This window comes from Bradyrhizobium amphicarpaeae, assembly GCF_002266435.3.
Taxonomy (GTDB): Bacteria; Pseudomonadota; Alphaproteobacteria; order Rhizobiales; family Xanthobacteraceae; genus Bradyrhizobium; species Bradyrhizobium amphicarpaeae.
In genome coordinates, this window is sequence record NZ_CP029426.2 from 5,529,168 (window position 1) to 5,543,587 (window position 14,420).

The window sequence follows — 14,420 nt, forward strand, 5'->3', positions numbered from 1 at the left end:
GCTTCGCGCCACCTTCTCCCACAAGGGGAGAAGGAAGAATCAATCAATCATCCAAACACATACGACGCCATCGCCACGCTCGCGACCTCGTCGACGAAGACGCGCTTGCCGATATCGCGGCCGGCGGCGCCGGCGGCCACCATCAGCGGCAGCAGATGGTCCTCGCGCGGATGCGCCAGGCGCGCGCTGGGCGCATTCTCCCAATCGACCAGCATCGCGTTGCGGCGGGCGGGATCGGGATTACTGATCGCCTCGTTCAGATAGGCCTCGAAATCATATGAGACCGGCTTCGACTCCGGCCGGTTGAAGCCACGCATGTTATGATAGGTCAGCCCGCTGCCGACGATCAGGATGCCTTCATCGCGGAGCGCGGCGATGGCTTCGCCGACCTTGATGTGCTCTGCCGCGTCGTAAGCAGACTTCAGCGACAGCAGCACGACCGGCATGTCGGCGTTCGGATACATCAGGCCGAGCGGCACGAAGGTGCCGTGATCGAAACCCTGGTTCGGATCTTCCCGGCAATCGACGCCCGCGCCCGCAAGCAGCGCCTTCACCTTCGCTGCGAGCGCTGGCATGCCCGGCGCCGGATATTTGAGGTGATAGGTGTGCTCGGGGAAACCGTAATAGTCGTACACCATCGGCGGCTGCGCCGAGGTCGAGACGGTGAAGGCGTCGGCTTCCCAATGGCCGGTGATGACGAGCACCGCCTTCGGCCTCTCGGGAAGCAGCTGAGGCAACCGGCCGAACTCCTCGGCGGTCCTGGCGTATTGCACCCGCCGATCCTCCATGAATGGCCACGGGCCGCCGCCATGCGACAGGAAGAGGGTCGGTAATCGCGTCATCGGATTGTCTCGTCGGGAAAGATGCGCGTGCCAGCGCCCGCGCGACGGCCGCGAGCATAGGCAAACCGGCATGGTTAGCAAGTCGTTAACGATTTGCCGCCCACAATCCCCGGTGTGGCCCAAGCAGTCGGCCTGAAGACAAGCGAGACGTGAGATGAAGAAGTTTGCGCTGGGGGACGTCGTCAACAGTGACAAGGGCCGACGCGGCATCGTTCGCGCCGCCTTCAAGTCGCGGGACGGCCAGCAGTTCTACGCCGTCGAGAAGGACGGCGCGATGGACTATCTGGAGGAAGGCCGGCTGACGCCGGCGCCCCGCGTCGAGCTGGCGGCTTAAGGCTCACTCCATTCTGTCGCTCTCAAGATCAGGTTTGATAGCCAGGCGGAGGTGTGCTCCCTCTCCCGCTTGCGGGAGAGGGTTGGGGAGAGGGTGTTTCCACAATGGGGCATCCCCAAGAGGAGACAGCCCTCACCCGCGCCTTCGGCGCGACCTCTTCCGCAAGCGGGAGAGGTAAACGGGCCGCGGCAGCTAGCGCGCGAGCCGGTCGAGACGGTCCGCCGAGGGATCGTCGCCGGTCGCGATACGATCGTTCGTGATCAGCAACAGGCGATCACGGCCTGCGGCTTGCTCCCAATGCGGCAGACCGGAACCGTTGGGATTGCCGTTCCTGGCGAAGTTGATCCAATAGGACCGCACACGGCTGGCGACCTCGCGATCGGCCCGCGAGAATATCCCCGCTCCGGGCACGCCTTCCGCGCCGAAGATGAACTGCAACTCGCGCCCGTGGCCAGCCCCGGGATTGCCGCGACGCGCCTCGGGCACATAAGCGAAGCGATAGCGAAAGGTCGCCGCGCCGCTTGCGGCATGCAGGCGCGCCAGCAGTCTTGCAGGTTCGGAAAAGACCCTGTCGGTGTAGAGCCTCGCCGCAAGATCCACAGGACCGGCGAGAGAACGACTGGCGAGATCGGGATAGAGCTTGCGCAGCTCATCGTTCGTGAGGCCTGACGCTGCAAGCTCCTCACCGGTATCGAACTCGCCGTCGAAACCGGTTTCGTCGTCGTTCGAGCCGATCATCAGGGGAATGCGGCTTTGATGTCCGGCCGAGAAACCTGCAGCGATATCCTCGGTCACCAGAGCTCCATCCATCATTGGCGCGAAACCGTGCCGCGATTGCTCCAGCAGACGGCCTTCGGCGGCAAGCAGGCGTCGCGGATCGGCGGCGCGCAAATCCGCCTGCGGTCCGAGCGCCGCCACGAACTGCCGGCCGACAGCCTCAGCCTCCTGTGACGAACGCAACCGCGCCCGGGCGGGGATCGATTGCAGAATGGCCTTCTGGAACAGATCGCGCGATTGCGCAGACAGCATGAGAAGCGCGATCGATGTCGCGCCTGCGCCGCTGCCAAACAAGGTGACGTTGTCGCGATCGCCGCCAAAGGCCGCGATGTTGTCGTGAACCCAATGCAGCGCGGCGATCTGGTCCATCAGGCCCCAATTGCCGGAGCCGCCGTCCGTCAGCGCGGGATCAGCGAGCCAGCCGAGCGCGCCGAGGCGATAGTTTGCGGTGACCACGATGAGGCCGGCCTGCGCCAGCCTGGCACCCTCGAACAGCCGCTCGTTGGCGGTGCCGCCGACGAAGCCGCCGCCATGGATGAACATCATCACCGGCAGCGGGCCGTCGACCCCGAAGGGGCGGAACACGTTCAGCGTCAGGCAATCCTCGCTTGCATCAGGCAAGGCCGGTTGAAGGCACGGCGCGCCATATGCGTAGGCGGTGCGCATCTCCGAACTTTCCGGCGTCGGCTGAGGCGGGCGCCAGCGCAGCGCGCCGACCGGCGGCGCGGCGTAGGCCAGCCCCTTGAACGAGGCCACCTCGCCTTCGACCGCACCGAGCATCTGTCCTTCACGCGTCAGCGCGAATGGAAACTGTCCGACCGGCTGCGCCACGGCCGGGCCTGCGAGCCAAAAGGACGCGGAAGCCGCAATGAGCGCAAGCAGGGATCGCATCTTCTGGACATCTCGATGCGCGGAAAGGCCCCGTGAGGTTAAGTCCGGAGCGCGCCGAGAGGCAAGCCTCGCGGCTCACGCACCGCGCTTGGCGAGAATTTCCGCCAGCGCGTGCCGCGCGACGATGCCGAGTTCACCGAGCGTTGAGTGCCCCGCCTGAGCGGCCTCGATCAGGCGCTCGGCGATGAACCTGCGGCTGTCGTGATCGCCGCCATGCGGCAATTGCCGGCACGTCTCCTCCAGGACGACGTCCATGTTGGCTTTGGTCCGCTCACTCAACTCTGGCATGACGCTCGACCGTTACGCGTGGCTTGTAACCGCAAGCATACACAGATGGATCTGGCATGATTACCCCGGGTCATCACGGCCATTGTGCATCGCGGTGCGTGTAGCGCCGCAACACTCAATTGGCCTTGATGCCGCCGCAAACGACCACCGAAGATTGCACTTGCTCTGATGACAAGCTGAACCTGCAGCGATAGCCTGCCGGCAAATCAAAACATTCGGGAGGATGCCATGCCTGACGCGATGGTTGCCACACGTGCCTCCGACGAGCGCGGAACCCCTCAACAGGTCGATGTCGCCGTGGTCGGCGCCGGATTTGCCGGCCTCTATCTCCTGCATCGCCTGCGCAAGGCCGGCCTCTCGGCCGTCGCCCTCGAAGAGGCCGGCGACGTCGGCGGCACCTGGTACTGGAACCGCTATCCCGGCGCGCGCTGCGACATCCAGACCATCGACTACAGCTACACCTTCGATCCGGAACTGGAGACCGCCTGGACCTGGTCGGAGAAATACGCCGCCCAGCCCGAGATCCTGCGCTATCTCGGCTTCGTCGCCGACCGCTACGATCTCAGGCGCGATATCCGCTTCAAGACCAAGGTCACCGAGGCCAGATGGGACGAGAAGGCCGAACGCTGGCTCATCACCACAAGCGATGGTGCGCCGGTTTCCTGCCGCCATTACATCATGGCCACCGGATGCCTCTCGGCGCCGAAGCCGCCGGAGATCGACGGCGTCAAGGATTTCAAGGGCGAGGTCTATTTCACAGGTCGCTGGCCGCATGAGGGCGTCAATCTCGCGGGCAAGCGCGTTGCCGTGATCGGCACCGGCTCGTCGGCGATCCAGTCGATCCCGCTGATCGCCGAGCAGGCCGCGCATCTGACCGTGTTCCAGCGCACGCCGAACTTCGCGCTGCCGGCGCATAACGGCCCGGCACCGTCCGACCGGGTGAGCCTGTTGCAAGCCGACCGCGCCGCCTATCGCGAGCAGGCGCGCCAGTCGATGGCCGGTGTGCCCTATCCGCAGCAGACGGTGGTGAGCTGGCAGCTCAGCGATGCCGAGCGTCGTGAACGGTTCGAACGGGCCTGGGCCGCCGGCGACCTCGTCCACATCCTCACCCAGCTCTGGGCCGACCAGGCCGTCGACGTCGACGGCAACAAGATCGTCCAGGACCTGATCCGTGAAAAGATCCGCGCGGCGGTCAAGGATCCCCAAACGGCCGCGGCGCTGATGCCGGACGACCATCCCTTCGGCGCCAAACGCCCCTGCCTCGACACCAATTACTACGCGACCTACAACCGGCCGAACGTCACGCTGGTCAATCTGCGCCAGGAGCCGATCAAGGCGATCACGGGGAGCGGCATCTCCACGAGCGGCCGCAGCTTCGACGTCGACGTCATCGTGTTCGCAACCGGCTTCGACGCCATGACCGGCGCGATCCGCGCCGTGCATCCGATCACCGGGCGCGGCGGCAAGTCGCTGACCGACGTCTGGGCGCAGGGACCGCAAAGTTATCTCGGGCTGACGGTCGAGGGCTTCCCGAACTTCTTCATGATCACCGGGCCGGGCAGCCCATCGGTGCTGTCGAACATGGCGGTGTCGATCGAGCAGCATGTCGACTGGGTCGTGGATCGCCTCGCGGCATTGCGCGATGCCGGCTTCACCACGATCGAGCCGACCGAGACGGCGCAGGCCGGCTGGAACAGGCACATGGCCGACTGCTCGATGGTGACGCTGCATCGGCTCGCCAACACCTGGTACACGGGCGCCAACGTCCCCGGCAAGGTGCAGGGACTGATGCCCTATACGGGCGGCGTCGGCCCCTATCGCAGCATCTGCGACGAGGTGGTCAGCCGCGGCATGCTCGGCTTCAAGCTCACCGGCCCCGGTGGCGCCACTCAATGCAACGACGGCGAGGTGGTGCGGCTGCAGCCCGACGTGCGGCTGGTGCTCAACCTGCTCACATCGCTGAACCTGCCGCCGATCGAGTCGATGGGCGCGATCGGTGCGCGCGCCTTCGTGAACGAGTTCAACAAGGGCCGACCCGCCGGGCGGCCGATCGGCGACATCGTCGACGGCACCCTGCCCGTCGCCGACGGCGCGCTGCCGTACCGCGTCTACAAGCCGGCATCGCCCGGACCGCATCCGGTCGTGGTCTATTTCCACGGCGGCGGCTGGGTGCTCGGCGACGAGCAGTCGGACGAGCCGTTCTGCCGCGACATGGTGCGGCGGACCGGCATGACGTTCGTCAGCGTCGGCTATCGCCACGCCCCGGAGCACCGCTTCCCGACCGCGGCCGAAGACGGCTATGCGGCCACGCGCTGGATCGCCGAGCACGCCACTGAGCTCGGCGGCAGGCCGGGCCCGGTGCTGGTTGCCGGCTGGAGCGCCGGTGGCAACGTCGCTGCCGTCACCTGCCAGCTCGCGCGCGACCGCGGCGGTCCGGAGATCGCCGGCCAGCTGCTGATCTGTCCGGTTACCGACTGCAGCTTCGATCGCCCCTCCTACAACGACAACGCAGCGGGCTACTTCCTGACGCGCGGGCTGATGTACTGGTTCTGGGATCTTTACTGCTCGCCGGCGGACCGCACCGATCCGCGCGTCTCGCCGCTGCGCGGCAAGGTCGACAGATTGCCGCCGGCCTTCGTGACGACCTGCGAGTTCGATCCGCTGCGCGACGAAGGCATCGCCTATGCCGAGGCGATGTCGGCCGCGGGCGTCCCGGTCGAGCAGTTGAAGGCGCACGGCCATTTCCACTCGTCCTTCACCATGGTCGACGTGGTGATCACCGGCGTGTCGGGCCGGGTGCAGATGGCGGAAGCCTTGCGGCGCTTCGCCGGGCTGCCGGTGGTCAGGCGCGACGAGCCTGGGCCTGGATTCAAAATCGCGGCGGCGGCGAGCTGATTGCGACAGGGCAGCCGGGAACCTTTTCCCGGCTGCCGCGTTCTGAGGTTAGGCATTGAGATGCAGCGACAGGTGTCAGGCCCCGGCGCGCGAGATCGGCGTCCTGGGGCTTTTTTTTGCGTGAGGCAGTGCGATGGGGGACGTGGTTGCGGAGTCAAAAGTCGACTTCGGTGCGTTTGCAGTTCTGAACAAATGGCCGTCCCTGGCCAATCAGCGTCAGCCGGACCGGGAGCCTTACCAGGTCATCGAAGGCACCCTCGACCAGTGCATCTCCGCGTTCATGGAAAAGCCGGCGGCGACCCGGCATCTCTATGAGATCCGGACAGCGGCGCAGCCGCCGCTCGTGACCGGCATCCTCTCCCCCGAACAAGTCATCGAGCTCTCGCGCTGGAGAGAATTTCTCTGACGGCGCTTCCCTGCAGACGCGCTGGAACCTTCAGCCGGCTTTTCCCGTTGTTGCAGATCGGAAGCCAAGGCGTGAGTGCCTCACATGCTCGAAGCTGGCGTGCCACCCCCGGTCGTGCCCTATGGCGCAGACAAGACCCTGTTCGTGGTCATCGATCGCCTCAACCAGGCGACGGAGATTCGCATCGAACGAAGCGATCTCGAAGCCACCATCGGCGAACTCGTCGCTGGCTGCTTCAACGACCCCATCAAGGTGATCTCGTTCAACACGCTCGAACATTGGATGAAGGACATCTCGACCGATGTCGCCGGCGAAATCAAGGCGCGCTGCGATATCGACGGCGTGACGCTGCCGGACTATCTCAGCGACTTCGTCGAGATCCATAGCTGACATGCATTGCGCCATTTTGCGAAGATAAAAAAAGCGCCGCATCCGCGGCGCTTTCTTGTGATCTGGTCAGCTCAGTGGTGCCAGAACAATGCCAGCAGCAGAACGATCGGCAGCGGCACGCCAAGCAGCCAAAGCAAGGCACCTCGTCCAAAGCCCATGAATTCCTCCTCCTCATGCAATGTCAACATGACGCAGGAGAGGCGAAGAAGTTCCGCGCTTCGCGGCGGGGGCGAATGCGTTCAATGCATGGTTTGCAGTCAGGCGCGCCGTTTGCCGGCGATCATCTCGATCTCGCGCCGACGCTCGCCCGCGAAGCTCAGCAGCCTTTCGATCGTCAGCGCATCCGTGATCCGTTTGGCGAGCCGCTCGGCGCGCGCAGCCTGATCTTCGAGATACTGGATCGTGTTCAAGCGCCGCCTCCCCCCAGAAGACCCCAAACCCGGAGCCCGACTTGTCGGACACCCATGGTGCGACAGAGCGGCTAACAGCCGGTTAAGTGCGGCGGGTCGAGCGGCGCGTGCTTCACTGCACGACGTCGAGCCGGACATTGGTGATGCCCCTGTCGACCATGCCGAGCGCCTCGGCTGCGGACGGCGAGATGTCGACGACGCGGCCGCGAACATAGGGACCGCGGTCGTTGACCCTGACGGTGACGAAGCGGCCGGAGGATACGTCGGTGACCCGCAGCTTCGTGCCGAACGGCAGGCTCGGATGCGCCGCGGTCAATTCGTTCCGGTCGAACTTCTCGCCGCTCGCAGTCTCCGTATCCGAATAGAAGCTGGCGACCCCGTGCGAGGCTTGCTTTGCATCGCCATCGGGAATGCGCACCCGGCTGACCGGCCGCGGGTGCAGCGCCGCCACTTTGTGCGGCCGCTCGACCGCGGCCTGCCGATTGCTGGTCGCGAGATCGGCCTTCTGGCGGCCGACCGGCGATTGCGCGCAGGCGGCGAGCGAGGCGGCCCCGACGATGGCCAGCAGCAACCGGGATGTGGCTGCGGGGGAAATCCGGGCAGTTTCGGCACGTGCAATGCAAGACATGATGCGCCCTCCGAACGATGCGGAGTTTCGGTGGGCAATGAGGGCCAAACCTTGTCGGAACAAAAGCGGCCCCGGGGCCGCCGCCGTTTCGGAGCCGGCTGTGACGATTCCATCACAGTGATGCGTCCTGAATCGGGACACTCCAGCGGAGAAATCAGCTCGATACGACGCGCCAGATGACGGAGCGCTTGTCCGGCGGGTTCTCGTCCGGCTCCGCATCGCCCTTCAGGAGCCGCTCGAGTTCGCGCCGATAGAGCCTCCGCCAACCGGTTTTCAGGCCTGCGAGAAAGTCGAGCTCCAATTGTGTCAGCGTGCACATCATGAACCCGATCTGGTTGCGAGGGCGTCGTCAGCCGACAAGGCCCCCCATTGGCCTGACGTCCGCGCTACCGGGGAAGACCAGCTCAGCCAGCACCTTTTCCTCGACGCGCAAATGATCCCTGAGCAGGCCCTTGAGCACGGCGCGCAGATCGGTGGTCGGCTTGAGGTCGCGATCCTCGAATAGCTGCGCCGGCTTCAGCCCCGGCCAGTCTGCGATCACGCGGCCGCCGGCGAGCCCGCCGCCGATCAGGAAGGCGACCGTGCCGGTGCCGTGATCGGTGCCTTGCGTGCCGTTGATGCGCGCGGTGCGCCCGAACTCGGTGACGACGGCAACCACGGTCTCGCCCCACGCCTCGCCCATGTTGCTCTCGATCGCGGCGAAGGCGCCGTCGAGCGCGCCGAGCAGATTGTAGAGCTGGCCCGACGCGGCCCCTTCGGCGATGTGCGTGTCCCAGCCGACGAAGCCCATCGCTCCTACGCGCGGACCGTCGGGCTTTGCGAGATAGCGCGCGGCGGTGCCGGCGGCCTCCGTGAAGTAGGCGCGCACGCGTGCGATCCCCGGCGGTGCCAATGTCGGATCGTCGGACATCGCTTCGCCGCTGCCCGGTGCCCCCATGAGCGACGCCAGCTTCATGCGCGCCTGGAGCACGGTCGCGAGCTTCGGGTCGGTGTGCTGGTAGAGATCGAGCAGACGGCTCTGCGTGTCCTCGCTCGCCGGCAACAGCCTCTGCGGCACCCATGTCATCACGGGCGCGGAGCCGCGCACCACCAGCGGTGTCACCGAGCCGATCCCCAGCGCGCGGCTGCCGCGCGGATCGACGCGGCCGCCGCCTTCCATCGCGAGCAGCGCGCGGTTGAGCCAGCCCGAGGCGGTCGCGCCGGGCCTGGTGAAGCCGCTCTCCAGCACGTCCTGGCCGTCGAAATGCGAGCGCTCGCGATAGGGTGTCGCAACTGCGTGGACGATCGCCGCCTTGCCGCCCTTGTAGAGCCGGTGCAAATTCGGCATCGCCGGATTGAGCGCGAAGAAGGCATCGAGCGGCAGTGCCGGCGGCTTGCCGTCCAGCACCAGCGCGCGATCGCCACGCAAGGAGATCCAGTCGGGATCGCCGACCGGAGCGACGGCACCGAGGCCGTCGAGCGCGCCGCGCAGCACGATGACGAGCAGGCGCGGATCGCGTCCCTCGGCGCGCGCGATCCGGGGCATCTGGCTCCACGCGAACAGTGCGCCGGAGCCGGCCAGAAGCTCGCGCCGCGTGGGCAAATGATGGACGACGCCCATGCTCACCTCCTCTGGAAATCCGCCGACATGAACAGCAGTGCCAGCGCCTGCTGCCGGCTCTCGGCGCGGCCGACCGCCTGCTTCACCTCGGCGGCGATCTCAGATGCAAAGACGTCCTCGATGATGACTTGCGGATCGGCCATGCCGGAGATGCGCTCGGCGAAATTGTTGGCGACGTCGAGCCTGCGGCCGACGCCGTCGATCCAGCTCGCCTCGTCATCCGGATATCCCTTGGGCGCCGACGGGCGCCACAGCGGCTCGCCGAGCAGCTGCTGGCCACCGGTGTAGAGGACGGGATCGACCTGCGTGATGCCGGTCGCGCGCACCATGCCGACGACCCATTCGCTCGGACGTTTGAGCTTTGCCGGCGGCGCGCGCCAGGCGTCGTCGGACGACACCATCGCGATCGCGACCTGCTTGAGATCACCATCGGTGTCACGGAAGGTCGTCGTCATCTGTTCGACCAGAGCCGGTGACGGCTCGTCGGCCACGAAGTGCCGGGCGAGCTTGGTCGCGACATGGGTCGCAGCGGCCGGATGCGCGGCGAGATCGCGCAGCACGGCGCGGCCCTGCTCGACATCCTCCTGCTCATAGCGCTTGCCGAGCACGTTCTGCCCGCCGGGCTCGTGCAGCCGCGGATTGAAGGTGAACTCGCCGCCATGCTGAGGATCGGCCCCCGGCGGCACCAGCGTCCAGCCGGTCATGACGTTGGCGAAGCTGATGACGTCGTCCTGGGTGTAACCGGTGCGCACGCCGAGCGTATGCAGCTCCATGATCTCGCGCGCGATGTTCTCGTTGAGGCCGCGGTTGCGGTTGATGCCTGCGATCGAGTTCGCGCCCATCGATTCCAGATTGTCGAGATAGAACAGCATGGCCGGATGGCCCTCGACGGCCTGCAGCAGGTCGACGAAGCGGCCGAGCGCGTTGGCACGAACCGCTTCGCGCTCATAGGCACCGGACATGCTCTGGATCTTGTTGGCCGAGATGCAGAAATGATTGGACCAGAACCACACCAGCCGCTCGGCAAAGCCGATCTCGGCCGCAAGCGCGGCTTCCGTGCGCAGTTTGGCTTCCTGCAAATAGATCGGACGGCCGGGATCAGGAACGGCGTCGGCCGCCTGTTTCGCCGCCATCTCGGCGGCATCCTTCTCCTGGGCGTAACCTTGCGGGGATGCTGCGGCCTGGTCTCCCGTGCCGGCCGACGCCATCTGCGGCTTCTTGGCCCGCTGCTGCTGCGCCTGCTTGGCCCGCGCCGTTCGACGGGCATTGGCATCCGCCACGGTGCGAAATGCCTTCGCGCTGGTGGGGAGGCTGGCTGCAGCATTCAGCATAAGCGGCCGGTCGAGTTCGGCAATCAGCGCGCCGCGCGGGTCGGAACCGATGGCGGCAATGGATCCCGGACGCGGCCCCATCCCGAAGCGATGCAGCGCCAGCACGGCTTCGGCCTTTGCGGAATTGCTCATGGCGAGTGCCCGGTACGAAGCTACGAAATGTAATGCTACACACCGTAGCATTCGGAATGCGCGCCGGCAAGCGGAGATTGCAAGACGTCCGTCAATCCCTCGGAAGCCGCCGCTGCGCCTACGGCAGAATACCCAAATTGAATTCGTTGCCGCGGCTCGTTCACCTCTCCCGCTTGCGGGAGAGGTCGCGACGAAGGCGCGGGTGAGGGCTTTCTCCGTTTGGGAATAGTCCCATTGCGGAGACACCCTCTCCCCGACCCTCTCCCGCAAGCGGGAGAGGGAGTTAACCTCCGCGCGTCTCTAGAAATTCGGCCCGAGCGCGATCTTCGTGATGGTGTCGTTCCTGACGCCGATGCGCCATTCCGCCGAGCCGTTGGCGAACTGGGCGATGTAGATGTCGCTGTCGAGCGCGGTGACGCCGCGGAAGGAGACCGCACGCAATGCGCCGAGCCGCGACAGGATCGCCTGGTCGAACGGCAGTTGCTGACGCGTGATGTCGGCCACTTCCGACGTCATGTGCTCGTAGTCCGGCCGTCCCCTGCCGACGCCCTCGATATAGCGGCGCAGCATCTCCTCGCCATTGGCGATTGGAACGGCGCGCCGCGCCGCGCGTCCCGGACGCGCGCCGATATTCGAGGCTTCGACATTGTGGAAGCGGGTCTGCCGGCCCGGCAGCAGGATCTCCAGACACCGTCCCGACTTGTCGGCGATCATCCAGGGATTGTTCACGGTGGTGGTGGTGAACCAGGTCATGTTGGACCTGACGATCTGCGCCTTGCGATTGCCGTCCGCGTCCAGACTGAAAACCCGGATGTCGTCGGCAGTCTCGTTATAGAGCATGATCCTGATCGGCGAGGTGCCGGCGCGGCCGCGAACGCTCGCCTCCTCCGCGCAAGGCACGATGCCGCCGGGCTCTTCATTGCCATCGGCCCGGAAGATCACATCGCCCGCCCTGCCGTCCGGCTCGATCATCAGGCGAAATTCCGCGGTGCCGTTCTCGAATTTGGCGCCGTAGATGTCGTAGCCGCCGGGCCCCACGCCGCGGAAGAAGATCGATTCCACGGCGCCGAGCGCCAGGAACGTTGTTTGCATTTCGGCGAGATACCGGTGGACCTTGGCCGCCAGCGGCGCGCTCATGCGATCATAGTCCGGCGTGCCGCGGCGCAGGCCTTCGATGCCGGCCAAGACCATCTCCTTGCTGCCAGCCGCCGGCACCTGCTCCTTGAACCTGTCGGAAACCTTCGCGAGGCGGCGCGCGAAATCCGCTTCGACCGCCTGAGCCACCGCCGGTTCGACACGAGTCCCAAGGCGGGCACCGAAGACCGCGCTCTGTAGCAACACGCGCGACACCTTCGCCTGCTCGTCGCGCAGGAAGATCACGAGATGGTCGCCACGGAACGAGAAGGCATCAGTGCCCTCGGCGAGCACTGGCATCGCGTCCTGGCCGGTCTCCTGCAACGAGAGACGGCCGCCGTCGCGGCGCACGGTGAGCACGCGATTCGGCGCCAGCCTGTACCAGCCGACATATGGATCGAGCGGCGCGGTCTCCGCGGCCGGCGCCGGCATCTCCGCGACACGAACCGCGCGGATGTCGCGGCCGTTCATGCGCAGCATCAGCTCGGAGGAACGGCGCTCCGCATCGATCGCGAAATTGATCTCGCCGGACGATGCCGGGTAGGACGCCGTGCCGTCATTGCCGATCGTCAAACGCAGCCTGCGCTCCCCGGTGAGCTGACCGTAGAGCTCGTCGCCCTCGCGGAAGACGGCGAACACCGACGCCGGACCCATGGCGTAGAAATTGACGAACGGGCGATAGTGTTGGGCGGGCGCCTCGCCGGTATCCGCGGCCAGAGGCGCCGCGTCCGGCGTGCGATAGGCGATCATGCCGGCGGATACAATCGTCACCGGGACGATTGCAGCCGCGATCCACAGCCGCTTGCGCCAGCTGACCGCGACCGGCATCGCGGCGGCAGCGATGATGCGCTCGACGCGGGCACGCACGCTCGAGGCCCGCGCCATCGCAAGCTCGACCGGCCGCGGATTCACGGTACTCGCGAAATCGAGCAGGATTTCCGCATAGGACAGCCGGTCGTCGATCACCTCGATCGCCTCGGCGTCGCTGATGATCTCGGCGAGCTCGGCGAGGCGCGCGAGCTGCCACCACGAGAACGGGCTGAACCAGAACATTGCGCGGTTGAGGGATGCAAGCAAGAGAACGTAGAAATCGCGGTTGGCGACATGCGCGCCTTCATGCGCAAGCACCGCGAGGCGCTTCTTGGCGTCCCATCCGGCAAACTGCGGCGGCACCAGGATGGTCGAGCCGAAAGTGACGGGGCCACCGACATCGCGGCTGACGCGCACGTCTGCGCCGGTCGGTTGCACACCGCCAATCGGTTTCGCCGCCCGCGCCAGGCGCCAGGTCAGACAGAGCCCGATCGCGAGCCGCAACAGCAACAGGCCGGCGACGCCGGCATAGATGATCGTGGCAACGAGCCACCAATCGATCGACACGCCGCTTTTGACTGGCGACGCGACGGCAGCATCGGATGCGACCGGCAGCGCCGCCTGCGGCATCTCCAGCATCGAGATGTCGGCCGGCAGAAAATCAGCGGGCACGGCGACCGGCAAAGGCAAACGGCTGATGGTGAGCGTCGGCCAATGCATCACGAAGGGCATCGCCAGCGAGGCCAGCAGCACGACGACCCAGGCCGTCATGTGAACGTGCGGATTGCGCACGCGAAACAGATTGAGACCGAACCAGACGACGCCTCCCAGCACAAGGGAGCGCAGTGCCGCCTCCGCCAGAGTTGCGATCATTCTTTCTTCACTCCCCTCGCCTTCTTCGCCTTGGCCACTTGGTCGGCCAGCGTGCGCAATTGCTGCTGGTCGAGCATCTTGTTGTCCACCATGCCGACGAGGACTTCCTCGATCGAGCCGTTGCAGAACCAGTCGACGATGCGCTGCACCGCCTTGGCCGCAACCTTCGCGCGGGGCTCGGCGGCCTGGTAGACGTAGGTACGTCCGTCCACGGTGTGGTTGGCATAGCCCTTTTCTTCGAGCCGGCGCAGCACCGTGCGCACCGTCGATTCCTTCAGACGTCGCGACAACCGCTCGCGCACGATTTCGGCCGTCAAGGGACCATGGGCCCAAACCAATTGCATGACCTCGTGCTCGAGGTCGCCCAGGTCGGGCAAACGATCGTCCATGGCGGCTTACCTTGCGGATTGAGTTCTTCTTGTAACGCTACAGACTGTCGCACATAGGGGCGTGCGACACAATGGCGATTCCACCTGTGATGGTGTCGATGGGCTGACCTAAAGCATGATGGTAAGGTTCGAATGTCGCCGCGAGGAAGGTGTGCTCCCTCCCCCGCTTGCGGGGGAGGGTTGGGGAGAGGGCTATCTCACCGTTGGGGTTGTTGAGAACTTGCCGAGGATGTCCCTGCGCGGAGAGAGCCCTCACCCGCCGCGCGCGGGACGATGCTTCGCATCGCCCG

The 14,420-nt window shown here is 66.0% G+C and carries 14 protein-coding genes; 4 read left to right on the forward strand and 10 right to left on the reverse strand.

Annotated features, from left to right (window positions below; translation table 11 throughout):
• Positions 1–47: 47 nt before the first annotated feature.
• Positions 48–842, reverse strand: a complete 795-nt coding sequence (locus CIT40_RS25915; RefSeq protein WP_094894009.1) for a DODA-type extradiol aromatic ring-opening family dioxygenase — start codon at positions 840–842, stop codon at positions 48–50.
• Positions 843–996: 154 nt separating this feature from the next.
• Between CIT40_RS25915 and CIT40_RS25920 the strand changes: the two genes are divergently transcribed.
• Complete coding sequence (locus CIT40_RS25920; protein ID WP_018319760.1) at positions 997–1,176, forward strand: hypothetical protein; 180 nt, start codon at positions 997–999, stop codon at positions 1,174–1,176.
• A gap of 192 nt (positions 1,177–1,368) precedes the next feature.
• Here CIT40_RS25920 and CIT40_RS25925 read toward each other — a convergent pair whose 3' ends face one another.
• Both CIT40_RS25925 and CIT40_RS25930 read right to left on the reverse strand, forming a co-directional pair.
• Entirely contained in the window at positions 1,369–2,844 is a 1,476-nt protein-coding gene (locus CIT40_RS25925) for a carboxylesterase/lipase family protein (protein ID WP_094894008.1), read from the reverse strand.
• Between the two features lie 75 nt (positions 2,845–2,919).
• Positions 2,920–3,132 (reverse strand): hypothetical protein, encoded by a 213-nt coding sequence (locus CIT40_RS25930; RefSeq protein WP_094894007.1) that lies wholly within the window; start codon positions 3,130–3,132, stop codon positions 2,920–2,922.
• A 228-nt stretch (positions 3,133–3,360) separates the two neighbouring features.
• Between CIT40_RS25930 and CIT40_RS25935 the strand changes: the two genes are divergently transcribed.
• The 3 genes from CIT40_RS25935 to CIT40_RS25945 all read left to right on the forward strand — a co-directional run bounded on the left by CIT40_RS25935 (position 3,361) and on the right by CIT40_RS25945 (position 6,823).
• The gene (locus tag CIT40_RS25935; RefSeq protein WP_094894006.1) at positions 3,361–6,027 is read left to right on the forward strand and encodes a flavin-containing monooxygenase; all 2,667 of its coding nucleotides are present in this window, start codon (positions 3,361–3,363) and stop codon (positions 6,025–6,027) included.
• 133 nt (positions 6,028–6,160) lie between these two features.
• The gene (locus CIT40_RS25940; protein ID WP_094894005.1) at positions 6,161–6,433 is read left to right on the forward strand and encodes a hypothetical protein; all 273 of its coding nucleotides are present in this window, start codon (positions 6,161–6,163) and stop codon (positions 6,431–6,433) included.
• An 84-nt stretch (positions 6,434–6,517) separates the two neighbouring features.
• Positions 6,518–6,823, forward strand: coding sequence for a hypothetical protein (locus CIT40_RS25945; RefSeq protein ID WP_094894004.1), 306 nt, complete (start codon positions 6,518–6,520; stop codon positions 6,821–6,823).
• Between the two features lie 257 nt (positions 6,824–7,080).
• On the opposite strand, the gene CIT40_RS25950 is transcribed toward CIT40_RS25945, so the two are convergent.
• The 7 genes from CIT40_RS25950 to CIT40_RS25980 all read right to left on the reverse strand — a co-directional run bounded on the left by CIT40_RS25950 (position 7,081) and on the right by CIT40_RS25980 (position 14,130).
• Entirely contained in the window at positions 7,081–7,233 is a 153-nt protein-coding gene (locus CIT40_RS25950; RefSeq protein WP_167443376.1) for a hypothetical protein, read from the reverse strand.
• Between the two features lie 112 nt (positions 7,234–7,345).
• Complete coding sequence (locus tag CIT40_RS25955; protein WP_094894003.1) at positions 7,346–7,861, reverse strand: septal ring lytic transglycosylase RlpA family protein; 516 nt, start codon at positions 7,859–7,861, stop codon at positions 7,346–7,348.
• A gap of 154 nt (positions 7,862–8,015) precedes the next feature.
• Positions 8,016–8,183 carry a hypothetical protein gene (locus tag CIT40_RS25960; RefSeq protein WP_167443377.1) on the reverse strand — a complete coding sequence of 56 codons (168 nt, stop codon included), beginning with the start codon at positions 8,181–8,183 and terminating at the stop codon, positions 8,016–8,018.
• 27 nt (positions 8,184–8,210) lie between these two features.
• Positions 8,211–9,461, reverse strand: a complete 1,251-nt coding sequence (locus tag CIT40_RS25965; RefSeq protein WP_094894002.1) for a DUF1501 domain-containing protein — start codon at positions 9,459–9,461, stop codon at positions 8,211–8,213.
• 2 nt (positions 9,462–9,463) lie between these two features.
• Positions 9,464–10,924 (reverse strand): DUF1800 domain-containing protein, encoded by a 1,461-nt coding sequence (locus tag CIT40_RS25970; protein WP_094894001.1) that lies wholly within the window; start codon positions 10,922–10,924, stop codon positions 9,464–9,466.
• A 300-nt stretch (positions 10,925–11,224) separates the two neighbouring features.
• Positions 11,225–13,741 (reverse strand): M56 family metallopeptidase, encoded by a 2,517-nt coding sequence (locus CIT40_RS25975; RefSeq protein ID WP_094894000.1) that lies wholly within the window; start codon positions 13,739–13,741, stop codon positions 11,225–11,227.
• Positions 13,738–14,130 carry a BlaI/MecI/CopY family transcriptional regulator gene (locus CIT40_RS25980; RefSeq protein ID WP_094893999.1) on the reverse strand — a complete coding sequence of 131 codons (393 nt, stop codon included), beginning with the start codon at positions 14,128–14,130 and terminating at the stop codon, positions 13,738–13,740. Before CIT40_RS25980 ends, CIT40_RS25975 begins: the two co-directional genes overlap by 4 nt.
• Between the last annotated feature and the right edge of the window lie 290 nt (positions 14,131–14,420).